Consider the following 15,288-nt stretch of genomic DNA (forward strand, 5'->3'; position numbering starts at 1 on the left):
GGTTTGGATTTCGACACATGGAAAGGTAAAAAAAAAAGAACGGCAAAAGCCCCAACCCCAAGGCCTTTACCGTAATTCTTTTGAATATGGATGTACTGTAATTTACGCTAATAACAAAGAAAGGATTTACCCTTTGAAAAAATCGACAATATCGGATAAGCCCTCTCCCTTATAATCCGATTTTTGAACAGCTTGCATGAATTTCGCCAGATTGGCCGGTTTCATATCCTTGCCTAAGACCCGGATCAACATAAAGCCCTTATCATCGTTATCCCCATAAACGATCACCTCATCGATGACCTCATCGGTCCCGATGTATTTAATGACCCCATTTCCGTAGCCGGACTTGAGTTTCATTAATTCGGTGAACTTTTCATGGGCCAAAATCGCCTTGACCTTTGCTTTTTCAGTTTCAAATTCATCGGAATTGGTATCGTTCTTTTTAAAGGCCAATACGTTCATTTTCTTCAGGGAATTCAAGGCCTCCCTTTCGCTCCCACTCAATTCCACTTTTTCCAGATTCAGAAGACTTGCGGGAAGGTCCAAGGATAGAAAATTGGGGTTTTCGGAATTTGCCACAAAATACTCCTGAAGGCTTTGCCTCGAAGAGCAGCTGCTTAAGACCAAGACCAGTAGGATCGTTAGTGCTTTACTTAAATTTTTCATTTCCATAGTTTAAAAAGGTGTTCCTAGTGACGACATTCCGGTTACCGCAAAGTTTACAGTAACCGGATCATATATTTATCTATTGCGTTTTCTGGCGCTGTTCAATTCGTCGGGCAGGTCCATATTCTTGGTCAATGTACCTATTTGGTTCAGATCTATATCACCGGTCATCGTAACCAATACCGTTTCGAATTTCCTATTATTTACATCTACCTCCATTTCCTTTAATCCGGAAACGAACATCAACAATTCGGTCACATGATCTCTTTTCTTTCCATTTTTGACATAGAACTTTACATTCACTCCCTTGTCCTTAACCCGCATCAACTCTTCCATATCGGAAGATCTCAGGTATTTATGAACGGTTGCCGACATATCGGCCGCGACGGTCTTGTTCTCGGTCATGAAAACTTTAATACCGTTAATACCTTTTGCCATTTCGACAAATTCCCTGGCTTCCCTATCGTTATCGAGACTCCCTATCGAGGTTAACAGATCGATCATCCCCTTATTCACGATAACCGAACCTACATCGTCCATATCTTCAAATTTATCAAATATAGACTGTGAGGTTGCTGCGAACGGTAATAGGGCAATTGCTAAAATTAATGTGATTTTTTTCATGACTGTTGTTTTTTGGCCTTTCGGCATTTTGATGATTAATGATTGATTGATGTATGTGTGGCTTTGACACTTTAACCGCCATACCACGTATTTCTATTTTAATTCTTTTTCCCGGCTTCGTTCAATTCTTCCGGAAGGTTCATTTTTTTGGTCAGTGACCCTATTTTTCTCAAATCGATATCCCCGGTAAGGGAAAGCAAGACCGTTTCGAATTTTCTTCCATTCACTTCCACATCGACCTTATCGATACCCGTGACGAACATCAACAGCTCACTCACATGGTTTTCGTCTTTCCCGCTTTTTATATAGAACTTAACGTTTGCATCTTTGTCTTTGACCCGCATCAATTCCTCCAACTTGGCACTTTTAAGGTATTGGTTCATGGTCTTCAACATATCGGCCGATATACTTTTGTCCTCGGTTATGAAAACCTTGAGGTTCTTTAGACTTTTGGCAATATCCATAAAGTCTTGTGCTTCGGGATCATCGACTTCCACGTCAATATTGGACAGTAACCGGAACATACTCTGGTTGACCACTACGGCGCTTACATGGTCTAAATCTTCGTATTTATCAAAGACGGACTGTGAAAAACCAAGTGTCGGTAAAACTGCCAATGCTAATGTTATAATAATTTTCTTCATCATGCTTCGTATTAATTTTTATTGTAAATTTTTTGTTTTGCGTTTTCAAATTCATTCAAATAAGCCACTTTTTCGGTACCCTTGTTAAAGTTATCGGCCAATAAGGTCAAAGCCTTTTTCGTCTCACTATAGGCATATTCGGCTTCTTTCTTCTCTTGGTATTGTTTACCGAAGTAGATACCGAACAACAAGACCGCCATTGCCGCTATCGAAAGCCATTTGTAATTGAACCTTCTGTTTTTCAAAGGTAGCTTCTTGGTATAGCGTTCTTCTTTGGCAACCGAGAAATACCGGAACATTGGGGCATATTGCTCTAGATGCTGAGGAAGACTTTCCTGTGAGAAATAAGCCCGAAGCTCTTTTTCCTCTGCTATGGAAGTTGTGGCTTCCAGGTATTTTTCCAATAATTTTTCTATTCTATCCAATTCCATAACTATGTTTTTGCATTAATTTTTCCCTAACGGTTTTACGCGCCCTTGATAATGTCACTCGAATTGCCGTTGGTTTCATATTCAACAACTCCCCGATTTCATCAAAATCGTACTCCTCAACATCTCTAAGCTGCAATATCATTCTTTGCTGCTCCGGAAGTTCCTCCATGATCTTCCCTACCCAATTTACACTGTCTTTCGCCTCTACCTGTTTTTGTAACGAGGCATCGTCGTTCCCATAATTACTGTGCACCAATTTTAGATTGCCTGCCTGTTTCGACTTTAACCGATCTAAACAGAAATTCTTGGTCATTGTCATGGCAAAAGCTTCAACACTCTTATATTTTTCAAAGTCTTCATTCTTCGACCACAACTTCATCAATATTTCCTGTGTAGCATCCTCCGCCTCTTCCCTAGAGACCAACAGGCGTTTGGCCAACCTATAGAGTTTATCCTTAAAAGGCATTACCACGTTTAGAAATTCCGATTGTTTCATGTGCTGGCTTTTATTGCTTTTTATGGGGCACATGTAATCTTCGGGAAAAGGATATATCCAAATGTAAAATGATGTAAATATATTTTTTCATGTCGATTTCATTTTTGTCGATCGGTTGTAAATAGCACTACTTTCGGGGCTACAAAAGGAAGACGAAGTACAACGAATTTTGTTACAAATAATTTTTATATTCTGTTATTGTCTTTAAATTGGACATCCAAATAATAAGAAGTTACGTAAATAGTATTCAAAAGTATGAAAGTCCCCCAAGTCTTTTTTTTAAGTTTTGGAATGATAATTGAGGTTCTTCCCTACTGGATTCAAAAGAAAAATCAATGAAAAAGTATGTATTGCTATTCCTTTCGCTAGGAGTATTACTGAACGCCTGCAAAAAAAGTGATGATGACCTTACCCCTTCAGAAGGTATAGACCCTGAAGAATCCGCCGATGTGGAGGTACAGGACTTTATGTGGAAAGCCATGAACTTTTGGTATTTCTGGCAGGCGGATGTCCCTAACTTGGCCGATGACAAATTTGCCAATACCGAAGAAGGAATCGCGGCTTATACTGAATTTTTATCCTCTGAATCCGATCCTGGGGACTTCTTTGACAATCAATTGTTGTATTCTGAGGATCGTTTTAGTTTTTACTCTGAAGATTATCAGGAACTGACCCAAGCTTTCGCTGGGATTTCAAAAAGTAACGGACTTGAATATGGTTTGGTCAAATACAGTGATAGTGATGATGTATTCGGCTATGTCATGTACATTGTCCCGGATTCGGATGCCGCTACAAAAGATATCTCCAGGGGCGATATTTTTACGGGGGTAGACGGTCAGACCTTGAACATTGACAATTATATCGACCTCTTATTTGGTGATAGCGACACCTATACCTTGAATATGGCCGATATTTCGGACAACGTCATCACCCCCAATGACAAGGAAGTTGAATTGACCAAACTGGAAGGCTTGGTTGAAAATCCCGTATTCCTCTCCAAAACCTTCGATATTAGCGGTGAAAAAATCGGGTATCTGGTCTATAACGGGTTTACCAATGAATTTGATGAAGATCTTAATGATGCCTTTGGAACCTTTAAGGCCGAAGGGGTCACCAATTTAATACTGGACCTTCGTTATAACCCCGGAGGTTCGGTGAATTCCGCACGCTTACTATCCAGTATGATTTATGGCACCAATGAGGATGAGGTATTCTTACGACAACGTTGGAACGATAAAATACAAGCACAACTGAGCGATTCGCAACTGGTCGATTATTTTGCAAAGGAAACGAGTGACGGTTCTGCGATCAACACCCTTAACCTTTCCAAAGTATATATCATCGCTACTTATAATTCCGCCTCGGCCAGTGAATTGGTCATTAACGGACTTGCCCCTTATGTAGATGTAGTGCATATCGGGGAAACCACACGGGGTAAAAATGAATTTTCAATTACGATGGTCGACGATTACGGATATAGCTACATCTATAACTCAGAACGCGAAAGTGAGATCAACCCGGACAACCAATGGGCCATACAACCCCTAGTGGGACGAAACGAGAATGCAGACGGTTTTTATGCCTATACAGACGGACTCGATCCCGACATTGAACTTGAGGAAGACCTCGAGAACCTGGGAACTTGGGGCGACCTTAACGAACCGCTATTGGCAAGGGCCATTCAGGAAATCACAGGTCAAAGTGCAAAACGAAGTTTTGAGGTGGGTATGCCTGCCAATGCAATGACAAATTCCAAAATGTTCTCCATACTCAAAGACAATATGGTATTGGATAAACCATTGGAATTAGAAGTCCCCGTGCAATAAAATGGTTAAAATATGACAAACAAAAAGGGCTCTAATTCTAGAGCCCTTTTTATTTAAATAAGATGAGTCAAAAGCGATTAACGCTCGGCAGTACCATTAAAATAAATTTTCCCCGGTATAATGGATACCTCTACGGAAGTCGTGAACGAATTATCGCTTAGGTCATATACTTCCAAGGAGCCATTGCTGGAATAATCCTTGACATCAACGCCATAAAGCACTCCATCATTAACGGCCATATCATAAAAACTGAGTCCGGTGATTTCAGCGGTTTCAGGAAGCGCTGAACTCGAAGCCTCCATTTTATAAACTGAATCGGTAATATAATAGTAGAAATTACTACCATCAACTACCAATGCCCCTGGGTGCTCAGACTCAGCAAACCCAAATGTTGTGGTAACCGTATTGTCGGTCGTATTGATGATATCCAATTGTGCCATGGTTTCATCCCCAGTCCAAGAAGGTTTACCCCCGGAAAGGACCCATAAATTACCGTCAGCATCCAATTGTAAGGAGTTCGGGACATCACCAACCGTAATGGTCGACAACACGGTATTTGTGGTTGCATCTATCACCGTAACGATATTGTTTTGGCTCCATCCCCCTTGCATGGCTACATAAACGGTAGTCCCGTTGACCAAAAGGCGTTCAGGACCTTCCTCAACCGAAATTGTAGACTCAACGACATTACTGTCAAGATCGATCACCGCGACATAATCATCATCGGGATCCGACCCATCACCCCAGTTGGTCACATATCCTTTTCCGTTGGCGAAAACCATATAACGGGGGTTCAATAAACCATCCTCAATAGTGGCGATAGACTCAAAAGTATACCGGTTTACCACTTCGATTTTTTGTGAATTGTTTACCACAATGTAACCGTAATCACCATTAAAAGCCATACTCTGGATAACATCGGCCCACGAATCGACCTCATTGACCGTTTTGTAAACATCGTTCTCCACCACTGAATAATCATCGGACACAAAAGAAATGGAAGCATTTCCTTGGTAAAAATTACCTTCATGGGTCACTATGATCCCATTTTCATAAGGATAGGAATCATTATCGGTAATTGTCAAGGTAACCGTATCATCAGTCCCTATCTCTAGATCGTCATTGCCCGAAATGCTTAAAATGGTCAATGTAATATCTTCCGAGGATTCTACCTCATCATCATCAATAAGGGTAAGGCTTAAAGTAACCGACAAATCTCCACTTGGTAAGATCACCGAACCTGATACCGCTTCGTAGTCCTCACCGGAAGTAGCCGTACCCGTTACCTCATAACCTATGGTTACGTCATTATCACTGGCGGTTGGGGTCGTAAAATTGAAGTCGATAGTCCCTGAACCCTCATCATAAGAGTCGGCAGCTGTCGAAACCGCTATCTCCCCAATCTCCGTTTGGTCGTCATCATCATTATCGCATCCCACGAATATGAAGGAAGCCAGTGCTGCTGTAATAAAAAAGTGCTTGATTTTCATTGATTTTAAAAATTTATGATTAATTGTGATTGAATATTTCTGTTTGGCATCGGGCGCAATGCTATGTTTTCGTAATACGTATCGTAGAGGTTGTTGATATTGACCCCAAGGGTATATTGAATTTTTTCAAGGGTCCCGGTATAAGTTATTCCTATGTTGGCCACATCGTAACCATCCAACTCGCCTCCTATGATCGAAACCGGACCATTGTAGAGGTGTTGGTAAAACACATTGAAATTCAACAAACTATAGGTTAAGGAAGCATTCGCTCTATGAAATGGGACATAGATCAACTGCTCATTGGTAGATTTATCTTCTGAAACCGTATAGGCATAATTGGACTTGAACCCTATCTTTTGGTTTTCAGAGATGCCATAATCCAGACCAAGCTCCGCTTCAACGCCATAAATTTGTACATCATCAATATTTATCGGGGACCAAATCCCGTCGCTACCGGGTAGCCATTTTATCATGTCCTCGGTAGCGATGTAATAACCATTCAGGTTAAAGGTTAATCCGCCAAACCGCAAACGATGGCCTAAATCGATTTGATAAGATGATTCTGCCAATAAATCGGTATTGCCCCCCGGTTCCCAATAAAGATCGTTGAATGTTGGGGTCCTAAAGTTTTTTGATGCGCTTAATTGAATGTCATATTCCTTAGTTAGGGCGTATTTCCCATCCAAAGAAAAAACCAAAGGACAGCTATAGTCCGAGGAGAAATCCTGTCGTAAACTAATATTATAGGCCAGTTTTGGGGAAACCTGATGCTTAAGCAAGGCCGTTGCGGAAAAATCATTCCGCTTGGGATTACCGAAACTGTCACCTGCCCCTTCATAATTGTCAAATTCCAAGAAAGAATGCAATCTAAAGCGCTTTGACAATGCCATATCCAGGGCATAACGTGCAAGGAACGTCGATACCTTACCATAGGAATAGGAATCGGAATTTTTATTCTCATAATACCTATATTCTTCCTGTAAATAGGCAAGTTTGGCTTTTGACGTTGCCTTTGCACCAAAACGCACCCATTCCAATTGTGTGCGATACTGGTTGTCTTTATACTTACTGCGTCCTTCTGACACTATGGTTCCCGATAAATTCCTATCCCCGATGAAACTCTGATGGTATAACCGCAGGACCTGACTCCCCGATAGCACATAACCGGCATTGAAATTGAAGTTCAATAGTCCATATTCCCCATTTACATTCTTATCACCGGTTTTCAAATAGGTATAGTCATTATCCGACTTTTTGAAATTGACACCAAAATTGGACGACCATTTTGAATCGCCGTAGCTTTGGGTATAATTGATGGTCTTGGTTTCATAACTACCGTATCCCAATAAGACACGGTGCTCAAAATGGTCGTCGAACCGAAGGTCGTTATTCAGGTGAACACTACCCCCGATAGCCCCTGAACCATATTGCACGCTACCTCCCCCACTCCGAATACCGATCGAACTGTAACTTAAAGGATCAACGGTATTGAAATCCGTTTGCCCATTGAGTTGGGAGTTGATATTGATCCCGTTCCAGATTACCGCTGTATGCGATGCATTGGTTCCCCTAAAAGCCGGGGACGAAACCATACCATAGCCATTTTCCTTAAAATATATATTCGAATTAAAGTTCAACAGGGAAGTAAATGACTTGTTCTGGCGTCTTATGGTACTGTCCTTTAATTCGGTGACCTTATGACCTTCGGAATACCTTTTCAACCGCATATCGGAAACCACGACTTCCTTTAGTTCGATGGTGGGATCCTCCTGTGCAAAAGTCCTATTGAGACCAACATTAATAAGCAAGAGAAGTAAAAGGGTTTTCTTCATACCAATGACTTTTTACCCGAAAGTCTATCGAAATTCATCGTTTTTGAAATTGGCAGGTCTCCTGACTTGCAATTTGCCATACAACCTTCCCGATAATCATCAGTGGTATGAAGTATATAGCAACTATCCTAATGCGAATAGGTACCGAACGATGTTCAGCACATGCTTACAGTTGCGGGAACAGTTCCAGATTTTCACTGGATTCCCTTTTAATTTGGTCACCGTGAAAGTGACAAAACCAAATTCGGGGCAAAATTAAACTAAAAAATTACTTCTCCCCCTTTTTTTTACTAAGTTTTAGAACCAACCAGATGAAACCCACCACGAAATGAAGTATTATAATCCCTGCGATTATATAAATGGTGGTATTGGAGCCATCGCGCATATTTAATTTTTCAACAAAAGTAAAATACAATCCATTCTAGAATTGTGACATTTGTTACCTTGCGGTCATTTTTAACAAACGAACAGAACTTATATCCGTAATAAAGATGAGACCCACCCTACTTCTTCCCTTTTTCTTCTGTCTGTTTCTTGGCTGTAAAGAGAAACCGAAAGAACCTATACCAACAACCTTGGCATCCAAAAGCACTATCATTGATCATGCCAAAGGATTTACCATCGAGAAAACAAGTTCAGGGGTTACCATCATTAACGTTTCCTCCCCATGGCCCAATGCCCAAACCGGTTATAAATATGCATTGGTGCCAAAACAAAAGCTAGCTTCCATCACTTTGGACAAAGACGAATTCGATGCCATAATAGGCGTACCGGTGGGTAACGTCATCTCAACCTCTACTACGCACATACCTACTTTGGAAGCCTTGGGGGTAATCGATGCATTGAAAGGTTTTCCCGATACCCAATATATTTCATCGGTTAAAACCAGGGAACTTATTGACGATGGTAAAATAAAGGAATTGGGCAACAACGAATCGATCAATACCGAAATGGTCATCGAATTAAATCCGGAAGTCGTATTCGGTTTCAGTATCAACAATCAAAACAAGGCCTACGAAACCTTACAGCGCTCGAATATTCCGGTGGTGTATAATGGCGACTGGACAGAGGAAACCCCATTGGGCAAAGCTGAATGGATCAAATTCATGGCTCCGTTTTTTCAAAAAGAACAACTTGCGGATAGTATTTTCAAAAATATCGCCGATTCTTACAACCATGTGAAGTCCCTGGCCAAAAAGGTCAAAAAGCAACCTACCGTCCTCAGCGGTGCCTTATATAAGGATGTCTGGTACCTACCAGGGGGAAACAGCTGGGCCGCAAAGTTCTTGAAAGATGCCAACGCTTCTTATGCTTGGTCAAACACCGAGCAGACCGGAAGCCTCAACCTTAGTATTGAAAGTGTCTTGGCAAAAGGGATCGAAACCGATTTTTGGATTTCCCCTTCGCAGTTCACATCGTACCGGGAAATGGAAGAGGCCAATCCGCATTACCTCAAATTTAAGGCCTTCCAAAATAAGAAGGTTTATACCTTTGCCTATACCAAAGGGGAGACCGGCGGCCTGCTATATTTTGAGCTGGGACCCAATAGACCCGATTTGATTTTAAAAGACCTAATACATATTTTCCATCCTGAGGTATTGCCCAAACATGAATTATTTTTCTTTAAGCCATTGAACTAATTGGAAAACACCGCTAAATATAAAACCTCTCTTCTCCTATTGTTGTTGGGACTGATCGTATGTTTTGTCGCGAACATAAGCCTAGGCTCGGTAACCATTCCTTTCAAGGGGACGCTGAACGCAATATTCGGGGGCGAATTGGCCAATGATTCTTGGAGGTACATTGTTTGGAACTATCGAATCCCCAAAGCCTGTACCGCCATACTCGTAGGTTGTGGACTTGCCCTTAGTGGACTTTTGATGCAGACCCTATTTAAAAATCCCTTGGCGGGTCCGTTTGTATTGGGCATAAGTTCAGGGGCCAGTTTGGGTGCCGCCCTATTGATCATGGGTACCACCCTATTTTCAAGCGTGTTTGCCATCGGTCTGGTCAACGATGTTTCTTTGGCCATTGCGGCAAGTCTGGGAAGTTTCTTGGTGCTATTGGTCGTGGTAGTGGTTTCGTATCGCATAAAGGATACCATGGCCCTTTTGATTATCGGACTTATGTTCGGGAGTATAACAGCTGCCATTGTAAGTGTACTTTCCTACTTTACCGATGCCGAAAAATTACAACAATATATCTATTGGTCCTTTGGTAGTGTCGGCAACCTATCTTGGTCCCAGTTATTGCTACTTTTAACCATTATCGTACTTGGGGTTGTTCTAAGTATTTTATCGATAAAATCGTTAAACGCATTGCTTTTAGGCGAGAATTACGCTCGAAGCCTAGGTATCAATATGAAAAGATCGCGCTATAAGATTATCATAGCTACCGGTTTACTGGCAGGCGGCATTACCGCTTTTGCGGGCCCTATAGCCTTCATTGGACTTGCCGTACCCCATTTGACAAGACAAATTTTCAATACGACCGACCATCGGGTTTTGGTTCCTGCAGTATTGGTTTATGGGGCTATTTTAATGCTGATTTGCGACACTATAGCCCAATTGCCCAGTTCTGCCAATGTATTACCCATAAATGCGATAACATCCATAGTAGGGGCGCCGGTGGTTATTTGGTTACTGGTAAGAAAAAAGAAAATGATTTTTTAGTCCTGATATGAACGAAAGTACAAAAACACATATCGCCCTGGAAGTCATTGATTTGAGTATAGGATACCATAGCAACAAGGAAACGACCGTAATTGCCGAAGGATTGGATTTTCAGCTGCAACAAGGTGAATTGGCTGCAATTGTGGGCGTAAACGGCATTGGCAAGTCTACCCTTTTAAGAACCCTGGGGAATGTACAGTCCAAAATATCAGGCACCATAAAATTGGATGGCAAGGCGTTGAAAAAATATTCGCCTATTGAAATGGCTTCGACCATCAGTCTCGTCCTGACCGAACCCTTGGCTTCGAAGAACCTAACGGTTATGGAACTTATCGCCTTAGGAAGACAACCCTATACCAATTGGATCGGCAGCTTATCGAACAAGGATAAATCCAAGATCCAAGAAGCCATTTCCATGGTCGGCTTGCAAGCCCTGAAAAACAAAAAATGTTACGAATTGAGTGATGGGCAATTACAGCGGGTAATGATCGCCAGGGCCTTATCCCAAGATACTTCGATAATCTTATTGGATGAACCTACCTCACATCTGGATCTGCATCACAAAGTGCAATTAATGCAGTTATTAAAACAAATTGCACACGAAACCCAAAAAACCATATTGCTCACCAGTCACGAGATTGAAATGGCCATTCAACTCTGCGACAAGATCTTGATCATGAACAAGGAGAGCCATGATTTTGGCGAGCCCTGTGAATTGATCCAAAAACAAGCCTTTGAACGAATATTTCCTTCAGATACGGTTATATTCGATGCAAAAACGGGATCTTTCAAAATAAAAAAGTAACCTAAGGTGACTTATTTTTTTAAAGTCAAACCTTTATCTTTACTCCAAAGAAGCCGAAATACCAATGAATCCGTATCCCATCTATCTACTTATTGGAGTACTATGCCTTGCCGCTGGCTATTTTATAGGTAATTACATCCAAAGTCTAAAAACAAAATCGAGCCGAAGTACCCTAGAGGAGGAAAATAGGCAACTTGAACTTTTTAAAACCAAGTTGGAGGACCGGATCCTTGGTTTGGAAAAAGAAAAAGAAGGATTACGCACGGAAAAAGAACATTTAGGCAATGAAATCGTACGATACCGATCCGATCTGGAGCATTTGGAATTGAAAAACAAGGAGCAAAAGGCCGAAGTGGAAAAATTGCAGGAAAAATTCACCATTGAATTCGAGAATCTTGCGAATAAAATCCTTGATGAAAAAAGCAATAAGTTCACCGAACAGAACCAAAAGAACATCAAAACCCTACTATCTCCCTTACAAGAGCGGATAAAAACCTTTGAAGAACGGGTAGAGACTTCCCAAAAGGAGAGTATAAGCATGCACTCGGCACTCAAAGAACAGTTGTTGAACCTCCAAAGTCAAAACCTAAAGATCACCCAAGAGGCCGAAAATTTGACCAAAGCCTTAAAAGGGGATAGTAAGATGCAGGGAAATTGGGGCGAATTGGTTCTAGAGCGCGTACTCGAGAAATCCGGTCTGGAAAAAGACCGTGAATATTCCGTACAACAGAGTTTTACACGGGAAGATGGATCGCGAGTGCTCCCCGATGTCATCATCAACCTACCTGACGGTAAAAAAATGGTGGTCGATTCCAAGGTGTCCCTTACCGATTATGAACGGTATATCAACGCGGAAGATGATCTACGCGAGAAATACCTAAAAGACCATATCAACTCCATAAGAAAACACGTGGATCAATTATCCTCCAAAAAATATGAAGACCTGTACGAAATGGAGAGCCCGGATTTTGTTTTGATGTTCATCCCAATAGAACCGGCATTCGCCATTGCCATCAACCATGACAACACCCTGTATAACAAAGCGTTTGAACAGAATATCGTAATCGTCACCCCGTCTACCCTATTGGCCACATTGCGTACCATTGACAGTATGTGGAACAATGAGAAACACCAAAGAAATGCTATCGAAATTGCCCGGCAGGCAGGGGCCTTATATGATAAATTCGAGGGCTTTGTGACCGACCTGACAAAAGTGGGCAAAAAAATGGACGATGCCAAGGATGAATATAAAAGCGCCATGAACAAATTGGTACAAGGACGTGGGAATTTGGTGATCAGTATCGAAAAATTGAAAAAAATGGGGGCCAAAGCAAAAAAATCGCTTCCCGAACCTATTCTAAAACGCGCACAGGAAGATGACTTCGAAGAAGAACCTAAATTAGAATTATGAAGAAAATCCTAGCATTGACCCTAATGGCCATCGTTGCCGTTTTTCTTTTGATATACACCTTTATTTACTTTGTCCCCTATAGCGAGGGAGTCCGTTCGGGCGAGTTGATCAAGATAAGTCGCAAAGGGGTCATTGCAAAAACGTGGGAAGGAGAGATAAGCCAAGGAATTTCAGGGGCACAGATATTTGCATTCTCCGTATTGGACAAAGACCAGGAGACCATCGGGAAATTAAAAGAATACCAGGGGGAATATGTGAAACTGGAGTATGTTGAACGTTATGCCACTTTCTTTTGGTTGGGAGATTCCAAATACTTCGTCACCAAGGTGGAAAAAGAACAATCACCGCATTTTAGACCGTGAACATATTAATCGCAACAAATGAAAAAATATAAATCAGCAAAGGAATCACTTGTCTCCATTACGGAACTAATGCTCCCTTCCCATTCCAATTTCAGTGGAAAAGTGCATGGTGGCCATATTCTTAACCTTATGGATCAGATAGCCTTTGCTTGTGCCTCAAAACATTCCCAGCATTATTGCGTAACCGCATCGGTAAACAAGGTCGATTTCCTGAATCCGATCGAAGTTGGGGAATTGGTTACCCTAAGGGCCTCCATCAATTACACGGGCCGAACATCGATGGTGGTCGGGGTTCGGGTCGATTCGGAAAATATAACGTCGGGGGAAACAAAGCATTGTAACTCCTCCTATTTCACCATGGTCGCCAAAGATGAAGATGGAAAAAACGTACCCGTACCCGGTTTGATCATAGAAGACCACCAAGGGGTAAGGCGTTTTAGCCGTAGCATGAGACGAAAAGAACAAGCCCAGAAAAGGGGCTCTAAATTCAACGCCGATACCTTTAAGGCCGATGACCACTTGGAAAATTTATACGGCGAGAACGTGAAAATCGATTTAAAAAATTGAAGATGTATCATTGAGACAAGCAAAGTATGACATCGGATTAATCGGACTTGGGGTCATGGGACGCAATCTCATTTTGAATATTGCGGAAAGTGGCTTCTCTGCCTATGGTCTCGATTTGGATGGAAATAAGGTTGCATCACTCTTGGAAGAAGTGCAAAATACAGCTATCATCAATGCTTCTGCGGATACCAAGACCTTTGTGGAAGCCTTATCACGGCCACGTAAACTTATACTTTTGGTGCCTGCAGGTCCACCCGTTGACACGGTCATTGAAGGCCTTTTACCCTATTTGGAGAAGGGGGATATTATCATTGATGGGGGAAACTCCCATTATAAGGATACCGACAGAAGGGAGTCTTCCTTAAGATCAAAAGGAATTTATTTTATGGGGACCGGGATTTCCGGTGGAGCCCAAGGGGCCAGACAGGGGCCCTGTATCATGCCGGGAGGCCCCAAAATAGCCTATGCAAGTATCAAACCCATTCTTGAAGCTGTCGCAGCAGATTTTAAAGGAGAGCCCTGTGTAGCCTATTTAGGACCAAAATCAGCAGGCAACTACGTTAAAATGGTGCATAATGGCATTGAATACGGCTTGATGCAATTGACTTCGGAAATCTATGATCTTTTAAAAAAATCCGGTAATTTTTCCCAACTTGAACTCCACAAACTCTTTGATTCCTATAACAAAGGACGTTTGAGATCGTTCTTGATTGAAATTACGGCTAACATCCTAAAGCAAAAAGACGATAAGACCACAGGGTATTTGGTAGATATGATCTTGGATAAAGCCAAACAAAAAGGCACCGGTAAATGGACCTCCCAAAATGCCATGGATTTGGGTATTCCCGTACCCACGATAGATATTGCGGTGAGCATGCGCCAACTGTCCGCCCTTAGGTCTGAAACCATGAAGTCGAACAATCCGCACCCAAAGCAAACCACGAAACACTTAGATAAGGAGGCTTTGAAAAAAGGGGCCGAAGCGGCCTTATATTTCGGTTTTATGCTCACCTATGCCCAAGGGTTTCATCTAATGACAGCTGCATCCAAAGCATATGGTTATGACCTCAATATGAAAACCATAGCCAAAATATGGCGTGCCGGATGCATTATCAAGGGTGCCCTTTTGGAAGATTTGGCCAAAGCCTTTGATGAAACAAGTAATCTTCCACATTTATTGATGGATAAAGCGTTTGCCGCTAAAATAATGGCTACGGTCCCTGCTACCCGTGATATGGTGATTCTGGGCATTGAAAATGGCATTCCTTTGCCGGGACTGGGTAGTGCCCTAACCTATTTTGACGGCTTCTCCGCAGATCGTTTACCCCTGAACCTAATTCAGGCACAACGTGACTATTTTGGTTCACATACCTATGAGCGAACCGATAGGGATGGTATTTTCCATACGGATTGGGATAACTGATCGATGGTCTCGAAAATATTTTGCCATAAAAAAAAGTGC

15 protein-coding genes and 1 riboswitch are annotated in these 15,288 nt (G+C 41.9%); of the genes, 8 read left to right on the forward strand and 7 right to left on the reverse strand.

What is annotated here, in order from left to right:
• Positions 1-126 precede the first annotated feature (126 nt).
• From PHU20_RS02640 to PHU20_RS02660, 5 genes are all read right to left on the reverse strand, one after another.
• The gene (locus tag PHU20_RS02640; RefSeq protein WP_274823789.1) at positions 127-666 is read right to left on the reverse strand and encodes a DUF4252 domain-containing protein; all 540 of its coding nucleotides are present in this window, start codon (positions 664-666) and stop codon (positions 127-129) included.
• Positions 667-741: 75 nt separating this feature from the next.
• Positions 742-1,290, reverse strand: coding sequence for a DUF4252 domain-containing protein (locus PHU20_RS02645; protein ID WP_274823790.1), 549 nt, complete (start codon positions 1,288-1,290; stop codon positions 742-744).
• 98 nt (positions 1,291-1,388) lie between these two features.
• Positions 1,389-1,934 (reverse strand): DUF4252 domain-containing protein, encoded by a 546-nt coding sequence (locus tag PHU20_RS02650; protein ID WP_274824454.1) that lies wholly within the window; start codon positions 1,932-1,934, stop codon positions 1,389-1,391.
• Between the two features lie 11 nt (positions 1,935-1,945).
• Entirely contained in the window at positions 1,946-2,365 is a 420-nt protein-coding gene (locus PHU20_RS02655) for a hypothetical protein (protein WP_274823791.1), read from the reverse strand.
• Entirely contained in the window at positions 2,352-2,861 is a 510-nt protein-coding gene (locus PHU20_RS02660) for an RNA polymerase sigma factor (protein WP_274823792.1), read from the reverse strand. The genes PHU20_RS02655 and PHU20_RS02660 overlap by 14 nt, the downstream gene beginning before the upstream one ends.
• 335 nt (positions 2,862-3,196) lie before the next feature.
• On the opposite strand from PHU20_RS02660, the gene PHU20_RS02665 reads away from it, so the two are divergent.
• Positions 3,197-4,687: a S41 family peptidase gene (locus tag PHU20_RS02665; protein ID WP_274823793.1), complete on the forward strand. Its 1,491-nt coding sequence runs from the start codon at positions 3,197-3,199 to the stop codon at positions 4,685-4,687.
• Positions 4,688-4,764: 77 nt separating this feature from the next.
• Here the strand turns inward: PHU20_RS02665 and PHU20_RS02670 are convergent, their stop codons facing one another.
• Together PHU20_RS02670 and PHU20_RS02675 are read right to left on the reverse strand one after the other, a co-directional pair.
• Positions 4,765-6,177 (reverse strand): Calx-beta domain-containing protein, encoded by a 1,413-nt coding sequence (locus tag PHU20_RS02670; RefSeq protein ID WP_274823794.1) that lies wholly within the window; start codon positions 6,175-6,177, stop codon positions 4,765-4,767.
• 5 nt (positions 6,178-6,182) lie between these two features.
• Positions 6,183-8,009: a TonB-dependent receptor plug domain-containing protein gene (locus tag PHU20_RS02675; RefSeq protein ID WP_274823795.1), complete on the reverse strand. Its 1,827-nt coding sequence runs from the start codon at positions 8,007-8,009 to the stop codon at positions 6,183-6,185.
• A gap of 34 nt (positions 8,010-8,043) precedes the next feature.
• Positions 8,044-8,267: riboswitch (cobalamin riboswitch) on the reverse strand.
• Positions 8,268-8,500: 233 nt separating this feature from the next.
• Between PHU20_RS02675 and PHU20_RS02680 the strand changes: the two genes are divergently transcribed.
• The 7 genes from PHU20_RS02680 to gndA all read left to right on the forward strand — a co-directional run bounded on the left by PHU20_RS02680 (position 8,501) and on the right by gndA (position 15,249).
• The gene (locus PHU20_RS02680; RefSeq protein ID WP_274823796.1) at positions 8,501-9,649 is read left to right on the forward strand and encodes an ABC transporter substrate-binding protein; all 1,149 of its coding nucleotides are present in this window, start codon (positions 8,501-8,503) and stop codon (positions 9,647-9,649) included.
• The gene (locus tag PHU20_RS02685) at positions 9,650-10,681 is read left to right on the forward strand and encodes a FecCD family ABC transporter permease (protein ID WP_274823797.1); all 1,032 of its coding nucleotides are present in this window, start codon (positions 9,650-9,652) and stop codon (positions 10,679-10,681) included.
• Positions 10,682-10,688: 7 nt separating this feature from the next.
• On the forward strand, positions 10,689-11,486 hold the full coding sequence (locus PHU20_RS02690; protein ID WP_274823798.1) for an ABC transporter ATP-binding protein: 798 nt from the start codon (positions 10,689-10,691) through the stop codon (positions 11,484-11,486).
• A gap of 64 nt (positions 11,487-11,550) precedes the next feature.
• Positions 11,551-12,897 (forward strand): DNA recombination protein RmuC, encoded by a 1,347-nt coding sequence (locus PHU20_RS02695; RefSeq protein ID WP_274823799.1) that lies wholly within the window; start codon positions 11,551-11,553, stop codon positions 12,895-12,897.
• Positions 12,894-13,259 carry a 6-phosphogluconate dehydrogenase gene (locus PHU20_RS02700; RefSeq protein WP_274823800.1) on the forward strand — a complete coding sequence of 122 codons (366 nt, stop codon included), beginning with the start codon at positions 12,894-12,896 and terminating at the stop codon, positions 13,257-13,259. The genes PHU20_RS02695 and PHU20_RS02700 overlap by 4 nt, the downstream gene beginning before the upstream one ends.
• Positions 13,260-13,277: 18 nt before the next feature.
• A complete protein-coding gene (locus PHU20_RS02705) occupies positions 13,278-13,826 on the forward strand; it encodes an acyl-CoA thioesterase (RefSeq protein ID WP_274823801.1) in 549 nt (182 codons plus the stop codon).
• 10 nt (positions 13,827-13,836) lie between these two features.
• Positions 13,837-15,249 (forward strand): NADP-dependent phosphogluconate dehydrogenase, encoded by a 1,413-nt coding sequence (gene gndA, locus PHU20_RS02710; RefSeq protein ID WP_274823802.1) that lies wholly within the window; start codon positions 13,837-13,839, stop codon positions 15,247-15,249.
• The last annotated feature ends 39 nt before the right edge of the window (positions 15,250-15,288 follow it).

This window comes from Maribacter polysaccharolyticus (assembly GCF_028882255.1).
Taxonomy (GTDB): domain Bacteria; phylum Bacteroidota; class Bacteroidia; order Flavobacteriales; family Flavobacteriaceae; genus Maribacter_A; species Maribacter_A polysaccharolyticus.

What these genes read in the sequence shown, in the direction of transcription:
- PHU20_RS02660 (WP_274823792.1), bottom strand. Translation starts at nt 2,861, where the DNA reads ATGAAACAATCGGAATTTCTAAACGTGGTAATGCCTTTTAAGGATAAA.
- PHU20_RS02705 (WP_274823801.1), top strand. Translation starts at nt 13,278, where the DNA reads ATGAAAAAATATAAATCAGCAAAGGAATCACTTGTCTCCATTACGGAA.
- PHU20_RS02640 (WP_274823789.1), bottom strand. Translation starts at nt 666, where the DNA reads ATGAAAAATTTAAGTAAAGCACTAACGATCCTACTGGTCTTGGTCTTA.
- PHU20_RS02665 (WP_274823793.1), top strand. Translation starts at nt 3,197, where the DNA reads ATGAAAAAGTATGTATTGCTATTCCTTTCGCTAGGAGTATTACTGAAC.
- PHU20_RS02675 (WP_274823795.1), bottom strand. Translation starts at nt 8,009, where the DNA reads ATGAAGAAAACCCTTTTACTTCTCTTGCTTATTAATGTTGGTCTCAAT.
- PHU20_RS02695 (WP_274823799.1), top strand. Translation starts at nt 11,551, where the DNA reads ATGAATCCGTATCCCATCTATCTACTTATTGGAGTACTATGCCTTGCC.
- PHU20_RS02650 (WP_274824454.1), bottom strand. Translation starts at nt 1,934, where the DNA reads ATGAAGAAAATTATTATAACATTAGCATTGGCAGTTTTACCGACACTT.
- PHU20_RS02700 (WP_274823800.1), top strand. Translation starts at nt 12,894, where the DNA reads ATGAAGAAAATCCTAGCATTGACCCTAATGGCCATCGTTGCCGTTTTT.
- PHU20_RS02645 (WP_274823790.1), bottom strand. Translation starts at nt 1,290, where the DNA reads ATGAAAAAAATCACATTAATTTTAGCAATTGCCCTATTACCGTTCGCA.
- PHU20_RS02655 (WP_274823791.1), bottom strand. Translation starts at nt 2,365, where the DNA reads ATGGAATTGGATAGAATAGAAAAATTATTGGAAAAATACCTGGAAGCC.
- PHU20_RS02670 (WP_274823794.1), bottom strand. Translation starts at nt 6,177, where the DNA reads ATGAAAATCAAGCACTTTTTTATTACAGCAGCACTGGCTTCCTTCATA.
- PHU20_RS02680 (WP_274823796.1), top strand. Translation starts at nt 8,501, where the DNA reads ATGAGACCCACCCTACTTCTTCCCTTTTTCTTCTGTCTGTTTCTTGGC.
- PHU20_RS02690 (WP_274823798.1), top strand. Translation starts at nt 10,689, where the DNA reads ATGAACGAAAGTACAAAAACACATATCGCCCTGGAAGTCATTGATTTG.